The 15,927-nt window shown below is 55.9% G+C and carries 9 protein-coding genes and 2 pseudogenes; 4 read left to right on the top strand and 7 right to left on the bottom strand.

Annotated features, from left to right (window positions below):
- Positions 1-197 precede the first annotated feature (197 nt).
- Positions 198-530: pseudogene (locus M8370_RS21120) on the top strand (phage baseplate assembly protein V); the annotation flags it as partial.
- Positions 531-774: 244 nt separating this feature from the next.
- On the opposite strand, the gene trhP reads toward M8370_RS21120, so the two are convergent.
- The 7 genes from trhP to M8370_RS21085 form a co-directional block, all read right to left on the bottom strand.
- Positions 775-2,136 (bottom strand): prephenate-dependent tRNA uridine(34) hydroxylase TrhP, encoded by a 1,362-nt coding sequence (gene trhP, locus M8370_RS21115; protein ID WP_129327016.1) that lies wholly within the window; start codon positions 2,134-2,136, stop codon positions 775-777.
- A 163-nt stretch (positions 2,137-2,299) separates the two neighbouring features.
- Entirely contained in the window at positions 2,300-3,022 is a 723-nt protein-coding gene (gene baeR / locus M8370_RS21110) for an envelope stress response regulator BaeR (protein WP_013097904.1), read from the bottom strand.
- Positions 3,019-4,422, bottom strand: a complete 1,404-nt coding sequence (gene baeS / locus M8370_RS21105; RefSeq protein WP_013097903.1) for an envelope stress sensor histidine kinase BaeS — start codon at positions 4,420-4,422, stop codon at positions 3,019-3,021. The genes baeR and baeS overlap by 4 nt, the downstream gene beginning before the upstream one ends.
- A complete protein-coding gene (locus tag M8370_RS21100; protein WP_250021681.1) occupies positions 4,419-5,834 on the bottom strand; it encodes an MFS transporter in 1,416 nt (471 codons plus the stop codon). Before M8370_RS21100 ends, baeS begins: the two co-directional genes overlap by 4 nt.
- Positions 5,835-8,912, bottom strand: coding sequence for a multidrug efflux RND transporter permease subunit MdtC (mdtC, locus tag M8370_RS21095; protein ID WP_250021680.1), 3,078 nt, complete (start codon positions 8,910-8,912; stop codon positions 5,835-5,837).
- Positions 8,913-12,035, bottom strand: coding sequence for an MdtB/MuxB family multidrug efflux RND transporter permease subunit (locus tag M8370_RS21090; protein ID WP_038420152.1), 3,123 nt, complete (start codon positions 12,033-12,035; stop codon positions 8,913-8,915).
- Positions 12,035-13,237 (bottom strand): MdtA/MuxA family multidrug efflux RND transporter periplasmic adaptor subunit, encoded by a 1,203-nt coding sequence (locus tag M8370_RS21085; protein WP_013097899.1) that lies wholly within the window; start codon positions 13,235-13,237, stop codon positions 12,035-12,037. Before M8370_RS21085 ends, M8370_RS21090 begins: the two co-directional genes overlap by 1 nt.
- 790 nt (positions 13,238-14,027) lie before the next feature.
- On the opposite strand from M8370_RS21085, the gene ecpA reads away from it, so the two are divergent.
- From ecpA to M8370_RS21070, 3 genes and pseudogenes are all read left to right on the top strand, one after another.
- On the top strand, positions 14,028-14,612 hold the full coding sequence (gene ecpA, locus M8370_RS21080; RefSeq protein WP_013097898.1) for a common pilus major fimbrillin subunit EcpA: 585 nt from the start codon (positions 14,028-14,030) through the stop codon (positions 14,610-14,612).
- Positions 14,613-14,664: 52 nt separating this feature from the next.
- A complete protein-coding gene (locus tag M8370_RS21075) occupies positions 14,665-15,339 on the top strand; it encodes an EcpB family pilus assembly chaperone (RefSeq protein ID WP_013097897.1) in 675 nt (224 codons plus the stop codon).
- A 54-nt stretch (positions 15,340-15,393) separates the two neighbouring features.
- Positions 15,394-15,927: pseudogene (locus M8370_RS21070) on the top strand (fimbrial biogenesis outer membrane usher protein); the annotation flags it as partial.

Here is a 15,927-nt window from a genome sequence, read left to right as displayed (position 1 = left end):
TTGATGGGTATAGTTCCTCATAAATAGAATTAGCTTCAGAGTTGCGTATACCATTCCACTGTTCATAAATGTCTATTGCATTTAAATCATCTTCACTAAGGTTAATTTTCATAGATCCTCATTTAGGTTCAGTTGTTCAATTGATGATAGTACATGAGTCTGTAGATACATCAATGAATCTATATGTTTTGTACTCTATGAATACACTAAATTCTCTGCAGGAAATCGCACGCACGATCCGCAACCTTATCCGCACCAATATCGTGACCGATGTTGACCACGGCAAGGGGCTGTGTTGAGTCCATACTGGCGTCATTGAAACCACTTGGCTGAACTAGCTTGCCTGTCGCGCAGGTTGCTCGCGCGTTTAGTGGGCTCCGTCTGTTGGCGAGCACGTGCTTTTACTGGCTGTCGACGGAGAACTCGATACGGCTTTCGTGCTGCCCGGCATTTTCTCTGATCACCATCCCGCGCCGTCTGCCTCACCTGATGCGTTTTACGTATCCTTTTCTGACGGAGCGGTTAGCGAGGCTTTAAGTATCGATGTGGTCAATGTGTGGACATTGATAGAAACAAATCCACTTGTTTAATTTGGTTACTTCAAAAAAATAAGCCCACGTAAGGGAGATTACGCGGGCTAAGGAGGTGGTTCCTGGTACAGCTAGCATTTATGGGTTATGTTTTTCAGCGCTGGGGATAATACCCGTATTGAACGAAGCGGTATGTGATCCGATTCTAAGAATTTTCCCGGCGCGAAAAAATTTCCCTGGTTGACTATTTACTATGCGGATTTCGGGTGCTTTCACCGTTGAAATTGCGCATCAGCAGGGCAAACTCCAGCTCCACCTCTTCCGGTACGGGCAGCCAGACGGTATGGCCATTGCCCGGCGCAACCTCAATCGCTTCGCCTTTGCCGTTCTCCAGGTGTTCCAGCGTGAAGTTCATGTTGCCCTGCGGGGTCATCAGCTCCAGGCTGTCGCCTTTGGTGAACTTGTTTTTCACCGCCACGGCGGCCAGCGAACCTTTGCGCTCGCCGGTAAAATCGCCGACAAACTGCTGACGCTCGGACACAGAATAGCCGTGCTCGTAGTTCTGATAATCGTCATGGGTATGACGACGCAGGAAACCTTCGGTATAGCCGCGGTGCGCCAGACCTTCCAGAGTTTCCAGCAGGCTGGTGTCGAACGGTTTACCGGCTGCCGCGTCGTCAATCGCTTTGCGGTACACCTGTGCGGTACGCGCGCAGTAGTAATAGGATTTGGTGCGGCCTTCAATTTTCAGGGAGTGCACGCCCATCTGGGTCAGACGTTCAACGTGGGCGACGGCGCGCAGATCTTTTGAGTTCATGATGTACGTGCCATGCTCGTCTTCAAAGGCGGTCATGTACTCGCCCGGACGTTTGGCCTCTTCAATCATAAACACGCTGTCGGTTGGCGCGCCGATGCCCAGCGTAGGCTCAACGTTCGTAACCGGGATTGGCTCATGCTTGTGGACGATATTACCGATATCGTCCTCTTTGCCTTCCTGGACATTATATTCCCAGCGGCAGGCGTTGGTGCAGGTCCCCTGGTTCGGGTCGCGCTTGTTGATGTAACCGGAGAGCAGGCAACGCCCGGAGTAGGCCATGCACAGCGCACCGTGAACGAAAATTTCGATTTCCATATCCGGCACCTGGGTGCGGATCTCTTCAATTTCGTCGAGGGAAAGTTCACGCGACAGAATGACGCGGGTCAGCCCCATCTGTTTCCAGAATTTGACCGTCGCCCAGTTCACGGCGTTAGCCTGCACGGAGAGGTGAATATCCATCTCCGGGAAGTTCTCCCGAACCAGCATGATTAAACCCGGATCCGACATGATCAGCGCGTCCGGCCCCATATCCACCACCGGCTTCAGGTCACGGATGAACGTCTTCAGCTTGGCGTTGTGCGGCGCGATGTTGACCACCACGTAGAATTTTTTGCCCAGGGCATGCGCTTCGTTGATGCCGAGCTGCAGATTCTCGTGGTTGAATTCGTTGTTGCGCACGCGCAGCGAGTAGCGCGGCTGGCCCGCGTAGACGGCGTCGGCACCATAGGCGAAAGCGTAACGCATATTTTGCAGCGTTCCCGCCGGGGAAAGGAGTTCCGGTTTAAACATGTTTATTCTCGTTCTGATGACAGGTCAGATCCGCGTGCACCAGGTGCAGCGGTAAGGGGAGATCCCCCACTTTAAGGGCGGGCATTGTAGCGCTGCGGGGCAGGGAGGTAAAGCTTTGCCCCTCACCCCTTTGGGGAGAGGGTTAGGGTGAGGGGGCGTTTAGCTATGCAATCCTGCAGGCATCTGCTTCCCAGCGGTATCCCACGCCATACACCGCGCGAATAAATGACTGTTCGGCGTCGAGCGCCTCAAGCTTACGGCGCAGGTTTTTGATGTGGCTGTCGATGGTGCGGTCTGTCACTACGCGGTAATCGTCATACAGGTGGTTGAGCAGCTGCTCGCGAGAGAACACTTTCCCCGGCTCGTGGGAAAGGGTTTTCAGCAGGCGGAACTCAGCAGGCGTGAGATCGAGAAGCTTGCTGCGCCAGCTGGCCTGGAAGCGGCTCTCATCAACAATCAGCGGGCTTTCGGCGTCCAGCACCTGAAGCTCGCGCTGCGGCTTACAGCGACGCAGAATGGTTTTCACGCGGGCGACCACTTCACGCGGGCTGTAGGGTTTGCAGATGTAATCGTCCGCGCCAATTTCGAGTCCCAGCAGTCGGTCGATCTCTTCGATTTTTGCCGTCACCATGACGATCGGCACGTCGGAGAAGCGACGAATTTCCCGGCACAGGGTCAGGCCATCGGTGCCGGGGAGCATCAGATCCAGCAGGATCAGATCCGGCGGCGTCTGGCGCACGTACGGTAACACCTGATCGCCATGGCTGATAAGCGACGGGGCGTAGCTGGCCGCACGTAAATAGTCGATCAGTAACTGCCCAAGCTTAGGCTCGTCTTCCACAATCAAAATGCGTGGCGTGTTTTCGTCAATCGGTAATTCGGTCATGCTTCTCTCGATAAATCCCGTTCCAGCGGTAACTCTACTGTAATGCTAACCCCGCCAAAAGGCGAATGGGCGGCACGCAGGGTGCCATTGTGCGCCTCGACGATATTAACGCAAATCGCCAGTCCCAGCCCGGAGCCGCCGCTGGCACGGTTGCGGGAGCCTTCGGTGCGATAAAAACGTTCAAACAGTTTTTCCAGCTGCGCATCCTGCACGCCGGGAGCGGAGTCGGCAAAGGTGAGGGCGAAGCGGCCGTTTTCCTGTTTGCCGGAGATGTGTAGTCCGCCACCGCTGTCGGTGTATCGCAGGCTGTTTTCCAGCAGGTTGTTGAAGAGCTGCATCAGACGATCTTTATCGCCAAACACCACCGCGCTGTCCGGCAGGGAGAGGTCAATGGTCAGGTTGCGGCTGGCAAAACGTTCGCGGAAAGCCCCGCTGATAACCTCCAGAATGTTGATCACGTCCACCGGTGCTTTCTGGTAGGCCAGCGCCCCTTCGTCTGACATGGAGAGCTGGTGCAGATCGTCTACCAGTTTGGTCAGCGTACCCACTTCCGCCTGCAGCGAGGCCACGGATTCGGGCGTGAACTTGCGCACGCCGTCCTGAATGGCCTCCAGTTCGCCGCGCAGCACTGCCAGCGGGGTGCGCAGCTCGTGCGAAATATCGGCCATAAAATCGCGACGCATCTGCTGGTTTTTCTCCAGCGTACTGGCGAGCTGGTTAAAATCCTGCGCCAGCTTGCCCAGCTCATCCTGGCTGCGCGTGTCTACGCGGGTGGAAAAATCCCCGGCGGCCAGTTTATGCGTGCCTTCCACCAGCCTTTTCACCGGGGCGAGCAGGCCCCGCGCCAGCGGGAAGGTGGCAAGCGCGGCCAGCAGCGTGGAGAGGATGACGATCAGCCAACTGGCCCGGCGCTGCTGACGATCGAAGTTGATATCGGTGTTGCGCGTCAGGCGTTCCACTGGCGAGGCGATAACCCAGCCGACGGTAGCGTTATTCACTTTGATTGCCCGCCGGGTGCCGTCCGGGGGGATGGGCGCACGAGGGCCAACCAGCGTGCGCATATCCTGGTCGATCACCCAGAACTGGGTGCGCCAGCCGTGGGGCGGCATGCCCGGGCCGGGGCGGTCATCGCCGCTATCGTGCTCCAGCGAGCGCAGGATCTGGAAGATAAAACGGTCATTGTTGCGTAAAAAACGCCAGTTCCCGTGCTGGGCATACTGCTCGCTCAGTGCATCGCTCAAACCCTGCAGGCGCTGCTCATTACCATGCTTAATGTAATCGATAAAACCGCGCTCAAAGCTGAGCCGTACGGCCCAGTGCATGGTGATCAGCAGGACAATACAGGTGGCAAAAATTGCCAGAAAGAGCTTACCGGTAATGCCCGGACGCCAGAATTTCATGATCCACTCCTTTTACTGCGCCGGATAACGACGTTCTTACGGGTATCATCCGGCACGCGGGCGAAGATGAAAGCGGGCAGGGCGATGATAACCGCCATGCTGAGATACGTGTATAAAAAGACCTGATGCGCCACCGGCGTGTCGATGCTGAGATGGTGCTGACCGTACATGCCGAGCAGTAAACCGGCAATGGTGACCCCCACGCTCATGGAGAGCTGCATGATCATCGACAGCAAACTGTTGCCGCTGCTTGCCAGCTCGTCCGGCAGATCCTTCAGCGTCAGGGTGTTCATCGACGAGAAGCGCATGGAGTTAATAATGCCCTGGCAGAACAGCACCAGCGGCAGGGCGTAGTACCAGCCCATCAGCGCTACAGCCATAAACAGCAGGCTGACCAGTGTCAGCCCCAGCGTGGCGGTGACCAGCACGTGGCGATAGCCAAAGCGGTTAACCACCTGCACCACAATGCGCTTCATTCCCATGCTGCCCAGCACCATCGGGATCATCATCAGCCCCGCGTGAAACGGTGAAAAGCCCATACCGATTTGCAGGAACACGGGTGTCATAAACGGCAGCATGCCGCTGCCCACGCGCCCCGCAAAACTTCCGAACAGGCCAAGCCGGTAGGTAGGGTTTTTAAACAGCGTCAGGCTGAACAGCGCCCGGTCGTTTCCTCTGGCATGCCACAGATACCACAGAATGGCGCTCATCCCGATAACGATCAGAATGGCGAGCGTCAGGGAGGAGATTCCCAGCCCTTTTTGCCCGTCGAGAGCGAGGGTCAGCGTCGCCATACCGGTGGCGAGCAACAGAAAACCGACTACATCAAAGCGCCGCGTCTGCAGGGTGTAGTTGGGCATCAGCGCCAGGGTGGCGATAGCGCCAATAATGCCCACCGGCAGGTTGATGAGGAAAATCCAGTGCCAGGAGGCATATTCCACGAGTATCCCGCCCAGCGCCGGACCAAGCAGCGGACCCACCTGGCCTGGTAAGGTCACAAAAGTCATTGCCGCCATATACTGCTCGCGCGGGACGATCTTCATCACCGTCAGCCGCCCGACCGGCACCATCATGGCTCCGCCAACGCCCTGCAGAACGCGTGCCATTATCAGTTGATCCAGCGTATTCGCCATCGCGCAACACAGCGACCCCGCGGTAAACAGCACGATAGCGGTGAAGAAGATATTGCGCACCCCCACTTTGTCCGCCAGCCAGCCGCTGGCAGGGAGCATCACGGCAACGGTCAGCACGTAGGAGACAATCACCATATGCATGTGCAGCGGGCTCTCCCCCAGGCTTTTTGCCATTGAGGGGAGGGCGGTGTTGACGATGGTAGTATCCAGCGACTGCATAAAAAAGCCGAAGGCCACTATCCATAATTGCCAGCGAACGTTACTGGGAAGATCAGTCATTTACCCGGTCACCGTGGTTCTGTCTTTACGTGAAAAACGCAGCCGCAGGCGGTCAAAGAACAGATAGACCACCGGCGTGGTGTAGAGCGTCAGGAGCTGACTCATCACCAGCCCACCGACAATAGTGATCCCCAGCGGCTGGCGCAGCTCTGAACCATCGCCACCGGAGATCACCAGCGGCAGCGCGCCAAACAGCGCCGCCAGCGTGGTCATCATGATCGGACGAAAACGCAGCAGGCAGGCCTGGAAAATTGCCTCTTCTGGCGTCAGGTTGCCGTTACGCTGAGCCTCCAGCGCAAAGTCCACCATCATGATGGCGTTTTTCTTCACAATACCAATTAACAGCATGATCCCGATTAAGGCGATGAGGCTAAAGGGCGCGCCAAACAGCTCCAGCGCCAGCAACGCCCCCACGCCTGCCGATGGTAGCGTCGAGAGAATGGTCAGCGGATGAACATAGCTCTCATACAGCACGCCAAGCACGATATAGACCGTGGCAATGGCCGCCAGAATCAAAATCACCTGCGAATTCATCGTCTCCTGGAAGACCTGCGCGGTCCCGGCAAAACTGCCGCGCACGGTCGAGGGCACGCCGAGCTGGGTCATGGCACGGTCGATGGCCTCGCTGGCCTCGGAAAGCGACGAGCCGGTGGGCAGGTTAAAGGAGATCGTGGACGCTGCCGACAACCCCTGATGGTTCACAGAGAGCGGCGCGTTAGCGGGCCGCCAGCTGGCGAAGTAAGAGAGCGGGATCGCTTTACCGTCGTTGTTAATGACAAACATTTTATCCAGCGCGCTGATGTCCTGGGTATAGCGCGGGTCCACTTCCATTACCACCTTGTACTGGTTCATTGGCTGATAGATGGTGGAAATCTCGCGCTGGCCAAAGGCGTTGTTCAGCAGACTGTTGGCGGCTTCAACGTTAATGCCCAGCCGCGACATGGTTTCACGATCGTAGGTCAACGCCATCTCTGCCCCGTTGTCCTGCTGATCGGAGTTCACGTCCGCCAGCTGCGGCAGGGCGGCCAGCGCTTTACGGATTTTGGGCTCCCACTCGCGCAGCGCGGCCAGATCGTCAGAGAGCAGGGTGTACTGGTAACTGGCGTTCGCCTGACGTCCGCCCACGCGGATATCCTGAACGGCCATCAAAAACAGGTTAGCGCCTGGCTCTTTGGCGAGCTTCATTCGCAGCCGGTCTATCACCTGCTGCGCCGTTTCATTGCGCTCGCCGCGTGGCTTAAGGGTGATAAACATCATGCCGCTGTTAACGCGTGACCCGCCGGTAAAGCCGGTGACGTTATCCACCGCCTTGTCTTCGCGGATGATCTTCATAAAATCCTGCAGCTTGCCGCGCATCGCCTGGAAGGAAATACCCTGGTCAGCCTGGATGCCGCCCATCAGCACGCCGGTGTCCTGCTCCGGGAAGAAGGTTTTCGGGATGGAGATATACAGCCAGACGTTGAGCGCGATGGTGCCGACAAGCACCAGACCAACCAGCCGCGTGTGGTTGAGCACCCACTTCAGTGATTTTCCGTACCCTTCCTGCATTGCCAACAGGAAACGACCAAACCCTTTACGACGCGGCTGCGAGTGCGGTTTGCTGCGCTTAAGCATCCAGCCGCACATCATTGGCGTGAGCGTTAGCGAGATAATCAGTGAGATGCCGATAGCCACCGAAAGGGTGACGGCAAATTCGCGCAGCAGTCGCCCCGGCAGCCCGCCCATCAGCAGCAGCGGCAGGAATACCGCCACCAGCGACAGGCTCATGGAGAGCACCGTAAAGCCCACTTCGCGCGTGCCCTGCAGGGCGGCCTGCAGCGGTTTTACCCCGGCTTCCAGATGACGGGAAATATTCTCCAGCACCACGATGGCGTCATCCACCACAAAGCCGGTGGCGATGGTCAGCGCCATCAGCGACAGGTTGTTCAGGCTAAAGCCGCACAGGTACATGGCGGCGAAGGTACCAATCAGCGACACCGGTACCGCAACGGCGGGAATAAGCGTTGCGCGGCCCGAGCGCAGAAACAGGAACACCACCAGAATCACCAGCCCGACGGAGATCACCAGCGTCTGTTCCACCTCTTCAAGCGAGGCGCGAATGGTCGGCGAACGATCCTGGGCAATCTGCAGATCAATAGCGGCCGGGATGGTCTTCTGTAACTCCGGCAGACGCGCGCGAATGCTGTTTACCGTTTCGATAATATTGGCTTCCGGCAGCTTGCGGATCATCAGCAAGATGGCCGGTTTGGCGTTGGTCATCCCGGCGTTGCGCACGTCCTGCACCGAGTCGGTGACGCTGGCTACGTCGCTTAAACGTACCGCCGCGCCGTTATTGTAGTGGATGATGAGCGGCTGATATTCGGCGGCGGTTTTGAGCTCGTCGTTGGTCTGGATCTGCCAGCGGTGGCTGTTGCTCTCTATCGCCCCCTGCGGCCTGCGCACGTTGGCGCTGCTAATGGCGGAGCGCACGTCATCCAGCGACACGCCCTGGTTAAACAGCGCCTGCGGGTTCAGGCCGACGCGCACGGCGGGCAGGGAGCTACCGCCAACGCTCACGTCACCCACGCCGTTTATTTGTGAGATCGTCTGCGCCAGCTGGGTCGACGCAAAGTCGTAGAGCTGCCCCTGGGAATAGGTGTCCGAGGTCAGCGTCAGGATCATGATCGGCGCGTCGGACGGGTTGGCTTTACGGTAGGTCGGGCGGCTTGGCATTCCGCTCGGCAGCAGGCTTTGCGCGGCGTTGATCGCCGCCTGCACGTCGCGCGCCGCACCGTTAATATCCCGGTCGAAGCTGAACTCCAGAATGATGCGCGTGCTGCCGAGCGAGCTGCTGGAGGTCATCTCGTTGACCCCCGCAATTCGCCCGAGCGAGCGTTCCAGTGGCGTGGCAACCGACGAGGCCATGGTCTCCGGCGACGCGCCCGGCAGCGATGCGCTGACCATGATCACCGGAAAATCCACCTGCGGCAGGGGGGCTACCGGCAGCAGGCGGAAGCCCAGCACGCCGCACAGCGTAATGGCGAGCGAGATTAAAATCGTCGCCACCGGGCGGTAAATGAAGAGGGCGAAAAACTTCACTTACGCCTCCTCTTCACGTTTCGGGAAGCGGCTTTTGGTCCACAGGGCCAGTTGGTCAAACAGCAGGTAAATCACCGGCGTGGTAAACAGCGTCAGCACCTGGCTCACCAGCAGACCACCGACCATACCGATACCCAGCGGACGGCGCAGCTCTGCACCGACGCCGGTGCTGAGCATCAGCGGCAGCGCGCCCAGCAGGGCGGCGAGCGTGGTCATCAGGATCGGACGAAAACGCAACAGACAGGCCTGGAAGATGGCGTCTCGCGGCGACATGCCCTGCTCGCGCTCGGCGGCAAGGGCGAAGTCGATCATCATGATGGCGTTTTTCTTCACGATCCCGATAAGCAGAATGATGCCGATAATGGCGATGACGTCCAGTTCGCTGCCCGCCAGCATCAGGGCCAGTAGCGCACCCACCCCGGCAGTCGGCAGGGTAGAGAGGATGGTGATTGGGTGGATAAAGCTTTCGTACAGCACCCCAAGGACGATGTACATCGCCACCACGGCAGCCACGATCAGCCAGATAGTATTGCCCAGCGCAGCCTGGAACGCCAGGGTGCTGCCCTGGAACTGGGTCTGAATATCAGACGGGAAGTTGAGTTCTTTCTCCGCGCCCAGAATGGCCTCGACCGCTTCGCCCAGCGAATAGTTGTCCGGTACGTTGAACGAGATGGTGGTGGACGGGAACTGATCGAGATGGTTAATCGACAACGGCGTATAACGCTCCTCCACGCTGGCTATGGCGCTTAACGGCACAATACCACCGTCTTTGCTGGTCAGGCGCACCGAGTCCAGCGCGGCCAGGCCGGGCGTGTTATCGGTGTTGTGTTCCAGCACCACGCGATACTGATTCGCCTGGGTATAAATGGTGGAGATGAGGCGCTGACCAAAGGCGTTATAAAGCGCGTTGTCCACGTCGGACATGGTGATGCCCAGCCGGCTGGCAGTATCGCGATTGACGTTCACATATGCCGCCAGCCCTTTGTCCTGCCAGTCGCTGCTGACGTCAGAAAGCTGCGGCAGCGCCTTGAGTTTGTTTACCAGTTGCGGTACCCACGTGCTCAGCGCATCAAGGCTGGTGGCCTGAAGCGTGAACTGGTACTGCGTGCGGCTGACCTGGGTATCGATGGTCAAATCCTGAATTGGCTGCAGGTAAAGTTCAATCCCCGGCACGCGCGCCACGGCAGTTTGCAGCCGCTCAATAACGGCGTTGACCCGATCGTCGCGGTCATCCAGCGGCTTGAGGTTGATTTGCAGACGCGCACTGTTCAGCGACGGGTTGGTGCCATCGACGCCCACATACGCGGTCAGGCTTTCCACCGCCGGATCTTTCATGATGATGTCAGAGACCTGCTGCTGACGCTGCGCCATACTGGCGAAGGAGACCGACTGGGGCGCCTGAAGCGTGCCCTGAATAATGCCGTTGTCCTGAATCGGGAAGAAGCCTTTAGGGATAACGATCCACAGCATGACGCTGAGCGCCAGCGTGCCGAGCGCCACGCCGAGCGTCGCCCACGGGTGGTTAAGCACTTTTGCCAGCACCCGGCCGTAAGCGGCAATGATCCGTTCGAACATCCGCTCAGAGGCACGAGAGAAGCGGTTTTGCTTGCGCAGGGATTCATGGCTCAGCATGCGGGCGCACATCATTGGCGTCAGGGTCAGCGACACCACGGCAGAGATCAGAATGGCGACCGCCAGCGTGACGGCAAACTCGCGGAACAGTCGCCCGACGATATCGCCCATAAACAGCAGCGGGATCAGCACCGCAATCAGCGAGAAGGTCAGCGAAATAATGGTAAATCCGATCTCGCCCGCACCTTTCAGCGCAGCGGCCAGCGGTTTTTCGCCTTTCTCGATATAGCGCGAGATGTTTTCGATCACAACGATAGCATCATCCACCACGAAGCCGGTGGCGATGGTGAGCGCCATCAGCGTCAGGTTGTTGATCGAAAAATCGAGGAACACCATCACGGCAAATGTTCCCACCAGCGAGAGCGGCACGGCAACGGCGGGAATGATGGTTGCAGGTACGTTGCGCAGGAACAGATAGATGATCATCACCACCAGCGCAATCGCCAGCATTAGCTCAAACTGGGTATCGGTAACCGACGCGCGAATGTTGGTGGTGCGGTCGGAAAGCACCTTCACAGTGATCGATTTGGGCAGGCTTTCAATAAGCTGCGGGAGCATGGTGCGAATGCTGTCGGCGGTTTCAATGATGTTAGCGCCCGGCTGGCGCTGCACGTTCATCACAATCGCCTGCTGTTTGTTGGCCCACGCACCCAGCCAGCTGTTTTCCGCGCCTTGTTCAACGGTGGCGACGTCACCCAGACGTACCGGCGCACCGTTCTGGTAGGCAATAATCAGCTGACGGTACTCATCGGCAGACTGCATCTGATCGTTGGCCGAGAGCGTCACGGCGCGGGTGGGGCCGTCCAGCGAGCCTTTCGCCGAGTTGACGTTGGCGTTGCTGATGGCGGTGCGGATGGTTTCGCTGGTCAGCCCCAGCGCAGCGATGGCCTGCGCGTTAAGCTTCACGCGCACCGCCGGGCGTTGTCCGCCCGCCAGCGTTACCAGCCCGACGCCGGAGACCTGGGAAATTTTCTGCGCCACGCGGGTTTCGACCATGTCTTCCACCTGGGTCATTGGCATGGCGGAAGAGGTGACAGCAAGGGTCATGATTGGCGGATCCGCCGGGTTTACTTTGCTGTAGACCGGCGGGTTAGGCAGGTCTGACGGCAGCAGGTTGGTGGCGGCGTTGATCGCAGCCTGCACCTCCTGCTCGGCCACGTCCAGCGACAGCGAGAGCTGGAACTGCAGCGTTACCACCGACGCCCCACCGGAGCTTTGCGATGACATCTGTTTCAGGCCCGACATCTGACCAAACTGGCGTTCCAGCGGAGCGGTAATGGCGGAGGTCACCACATCCGGGCTGGCGCCAGGATAGAGGGTAACGACCTGAATGGTGGGGTAATCCACTTCCGGCAGCGCCGAGACGGGCAGGAAGCGATAGCCAATAATCCCGGCGAGCAGGATCGCCACCATCAGCAGCGTGGTGGCAACAGGGCGCAGAATAAACAGGCGTGATGGCCCACCTGTTGCGCCTGGCGGCATGACCTGCATCAGGAGTTCGCTCCCTGTTTCGCGGGTTCAACCACTTCGACTTTGGCGCCTTCGGTCAGACGATCGATACCGTCCGTCACCACGCGGTCGCCCGCAGAGAGTCCGGCGCTGATCACAACCGTCTGGCTGTCCTGAATCCCGGTTTTCACCAGGTGCTTGCTGACTTTATTGTCGCTGTTCAGCACCCAGACGAAGTTACCTTCGTTGCCCATCTGCAGCGCGGCGGTGGGGATCACCACCGCGTTTTCTTCCGTCGCCACCAGCATGCGTGCATTTACAAACTGATTCGGGAAGAGGGCGTCGTCCTGGTTGTTAAAGCGCGCTTTCAGCTTGATGGTGCCGGTGGTGGTGTCGATCTGGTTATCCAGACTAAGCAAAGAACCTTCGCTCAATTTCTGCTTGTTGGTACGGTCCCAGGCTTCCACCACCAGCCCCTTTCCGGCTTTCTGCGCCTGCACCACCGTCGCAATTTCGCTTTCCGGCAGGGTGAAGACTAAATCAATCGGGTGGGTCTGGGTTATGACCACGATGCCCGTGGTATCACCGCTTGAGATCTGGTTGCCGATATCGACCTGCTTGAGGCCAACGCGTCCGTCAATTGGCGCGGTGATGCGGCTCCAGTCAAGCTGCAGCTGTGCGCTGGCCACCGCGGCTTCGTCAGCTTTGATGGTGCCCTGCGTTTCGCTGACCAGCGATTGCTGCGTGTCCAGCTCCTGACGAGAGACCAGATTGGTTTTCACCAGCTGCTGATAGCGCGCCAGATCGCGCCGGGCGTTAGCGAGCGTGGCTTTGTCTTTGGCAAGCTGCCCCTGAGCCTGGGCAAGGGCGACTTTGAACTGGCTTGGGTCGATCTCGGCCAGTAAATCGCCAGCTTTCACCTGCTGACCTTCCTGGAAGTGGATCGCCATGAGCTGACCGTCGACGCGGCTGCGTACCGTAACGGTGTTGGCGGCGGTAATGGTCCCGAGGCCTGTGAGATAGCGAGGCACGGCTTTATTCACCGCAGTGGCCGCCTGAACCGGTGCCAGCGCGCCGCCGCGCATACCGTGACGACCCCCGCCCGCAGGGCGTTTTGACTGACTGCTGGCGCCTGCCGGAGTAGAAGGCTCGGCGGATTGAGTGTGCCAGTACCAGGCGGCGGCAAGGACCACCACAATGATGCCAGCGGCGATTGCCCAGCGGGATTTATGACTGCCTTTCATCGTTATACGTTCTCATCCTGAAACACTTCGGGGAATGATACTAGTTTAGTCAGGTCAGTCGGCAGAAAAATGGAGGAAATATGGAAGACTGTCGGGAATTGTCTGAATGGCGGAGAGGGCAATGTGACACCGTGTGCACGGGCATAAGATGCTATCTCATCGCTTTGAGTGAAAGCGGCGAAGAACAGCAACACGTTGTGATAAATGCGCGAAATAAACCGTATCATTCGAATACCAGGATTTTTATATTATTCGCGGAATATTCTTATTTTTATAAATAACCACGAAAATAATGAATTTCTCGTGCGTTATTACTTTTAGGTTGCGTATAAGAATTTTCCTTGATTTATTTATTTGCGTTAGGAATATTTCATTTTTTACTAAAATGGGTTGTTTTTGTAGCATTTTTTTAACAAGTTTTTTCTTTTCTGAGGGTTTTCATAGTTTATTGATTTGAAATGTTTTTTAATCCTTTGAATCTTTTTTTAATTTTGATTTGCATCAAAAAGCAAGAATGGATGCAAATTCTTTAATTTTATTATTTTTTAGATTTAAAAACTTAATTGTGAATTTTTATGGTTTTAAATTCCAATCTGTAGGCATTTACTTATCTTCCAGACAAGAAAATTCCTAATGATGTTGAGGATTTGATAATTTCATGCTGTTGCTGTTAACAATATCTCGGAACATAATTTTTCGGCGCGGCAATTCTCGCACGCAATTAAATGGAGCTTCCCGGTTACTTATTATGAAAAGTGCCAGGTTGCGCGTTTGTTCTTAGGAGAAGAAAATGAAAAAATTATTACTGGTGGCCTCTCTGGTTTCTGTTTTCGCAGCAGCAAATGCAATGGCTGATGTTACTGCATCTGCCACTGCGTCATGGGATGCTACAGCAACAAAAGATACAACTAGCATGCTGGTTGTTACTCCGCTGAACTCCCTGACATTCCAGTATGCGGAAGGTCTGAATGCTTTTAATACTCAGGATGGTGCTTTTGACATTACGATCCAGGGACAGGAAAGTGCAACCGACTTTGAACTGACTGCACAGGTCATTAGCAATACCCTAACCAATGCAAGCGGCGATGCATCTACTCTGGATGTCGGTGTTGCCTGGAATGGTAATGCACTTTCCAGTTCCGCTGAAACCGTTCTGGTTAATGCATCATCAACTTCTGGTCTGGAAAGTCTGATGGCTGACGGTGCTTATAACGGTGCTGAACGCGTGAGCGATCAGTCCAGCTTTAAGTTCTCTATCGCCTCTGCGACGTCTGATGGTTCAACAGCTGTCACTGACTATTCTGCTTTGCCTGATGGCTACTGGACAGGCGATGTGAAAGTACAGTTCAACGCGACCTGGACCACGCCTGCGTAATGAATGAAAAAATTCGGGAGATTTTTCTCCCGAATTTCTTAGGAATGTACTGATGAATAAATATTTACCCTTTGCCATATTGGCGGGGATCGCTACGTCTTTTTCCAGTTGGGCAATTAATGTGGGTGATATCACGTCGATAATGACTTCCGAGCAGAGTTCATTATCGAAAGAGATTATCAACACGACGAATTCCGCACGCTATGTCAGCGTTACGGTGAAACGACTCTCATCACCGTTGCCTGATGGCACCGAAATAAGCATTAATCCAGGCGAATTACTGTCTACACCCGCCAGCCTTATTCTTCCAGGCGACGCGAAAGATGTTTTCCGCTTTTTCTATAAAGGGCCAGAGGATGATAAAGAACGCTATTATCGCCTGCAATGGATCGATGAACCTGTGAGCGAAAGCGCAGCAACGAAAGCGGGCAAAGCCGCGACGGCAACGGCTTCAGCGGAAATTGGGACTATTTTAGTTGTAGCTCCGCGTAATGAGCGCTTCAACTACAGTCGTCAGGACGATTTGATCATCAACACAGGCAATGTCTCTTTCCGCGTGATTGCCTATGGCGTGTGTAAGGATCCCGCTCAGGACCAGGGGCGGGGATGCCGGGAACGCTATTACGTTATGCCTGGAACCAAAATAAGGCTTCAAAAAAGCGATGTATCAAACAGCCGCACTCGTATTGGCATTTGGCATGGCAAGCAATTTATTACAGTGAAGTAATGCACGACGCCATTACCGGTGCCAATAATAAAATGCTGAAGTGTAAGGATGCATATGTCATTTAAATATTTTATTGGAGGGAGTGTATTTCTCTCTTTAGCGTTAACACCAGGGGCAGTTCATTCCGCCCCCGTTAAAATTGGTCATTATGTCATTCCTGGTACTTTTGCGCGCTCTCTGGAGCAAGGGATGACAGTTCCGGTGTTTATTCGGTATCAAGAGACGGACGAAAAAAGCCAGCAAAAAATTGCTGATGCGGTGATCTCATTGGTTGACGGGAATATTACAGTCAAATCGATAATGGTTTCTGACTTGCCAAACAATGCTGTGCTGGCGGATAAAACGCGCGAGATGGTAGAAAAAATAGGCAATGTGAAATTTAAAGACAACACCGCTATTGCCCTTACGCCTGAAGCACGTCTTCAACTGAACATTTCATCGTTCCACCTGGAGATGATCGTCAGCAGGGACGCGTTGACCGAGGCTGTTGTGGCGCGCAGCTCCTTGTTAGGTCCGTCAAGCGTTGACCGGTTAACTAACGTGCTCAATTACAGTTTTGGTACCTATTACAATGATTATCAAAACGGC

This window comes from Enterobacter cloacae complex sp. OE43NF (genome assembly GCF_023544405.1).
In the GTDB taxonomy this organism is placed as follows: Bacteria; Pseudomonadota; Gammaproteobacteria; order Enterobacterales; family Enterobacteriaceae; genus Enterobacter; species Enterobacter cloacae.
Note: the sequence above shows the minus strand (reverse complement) of the source record. Positions and strands in the feature narration are given on the sequence as shown.

What these genes read in the sequence shown, in the direction of transcription:
- trhP (WP_129327016.1), bottom strand. Translation starts at nt 2,136, where the DNA reads ATGTTTAAACCGGAACTCCTTTCCCCGGCGGGAACGCTGCAAAATATG.
- baeR (WP_013097904.1), bottom strand. Translation starts at nt 3,022, where the DNA reads ATGACCGAATTACCGATTGACGAAAACACGCCACGCATTTTGATTGTG.
- baeS (WP_013097903.1), bottom strand. Translation starts at nt 4,422, where the DNA reads ATGAAATTCTGGCGTCCGGGCATTACCGGTAAGCTCTTTCTGGCAATT.
- M8370_RS21100 (WP_250021681.1), bottom strand. Translation starts at nt 5,834, where the DNA reads ATGACTGATCTTCCCAGTAACGTTCGCTGGCAATTATGGATAGTGGCC.
- M8370_RS21090 (WP_038420152.1), bottom strand. Translation starts at nt 12,035, where the DNA reads ATGCAGGTCATGCCGCCAGGCGCAACAGGTGGGCCATCACGCCTGTTT.
- M8370_RS21085 (WP_013097899.1), bottom strand. Translation starts at nt 13,237, where the DNA reads ATGAAAGGCAGTCATAAATCCCGCTGGGCAATCGCCGCTGGCATCATT.
- ecpA (WP_013097898.1), top strand. Translation starts at nt 14,028, where the DNA reads ATGAAAAAATTATTACTGGTGGCCTCTCTGGTTTCTGTTTTCGCAGCA.
- M8370_RS21075 (WP_013097897.1), top strand. Translation starts at nt 14,665, where the DNA reads ATGAATAAATATTTACCCTTTGCCATATTGGCGGGGATCGCTACGTCT.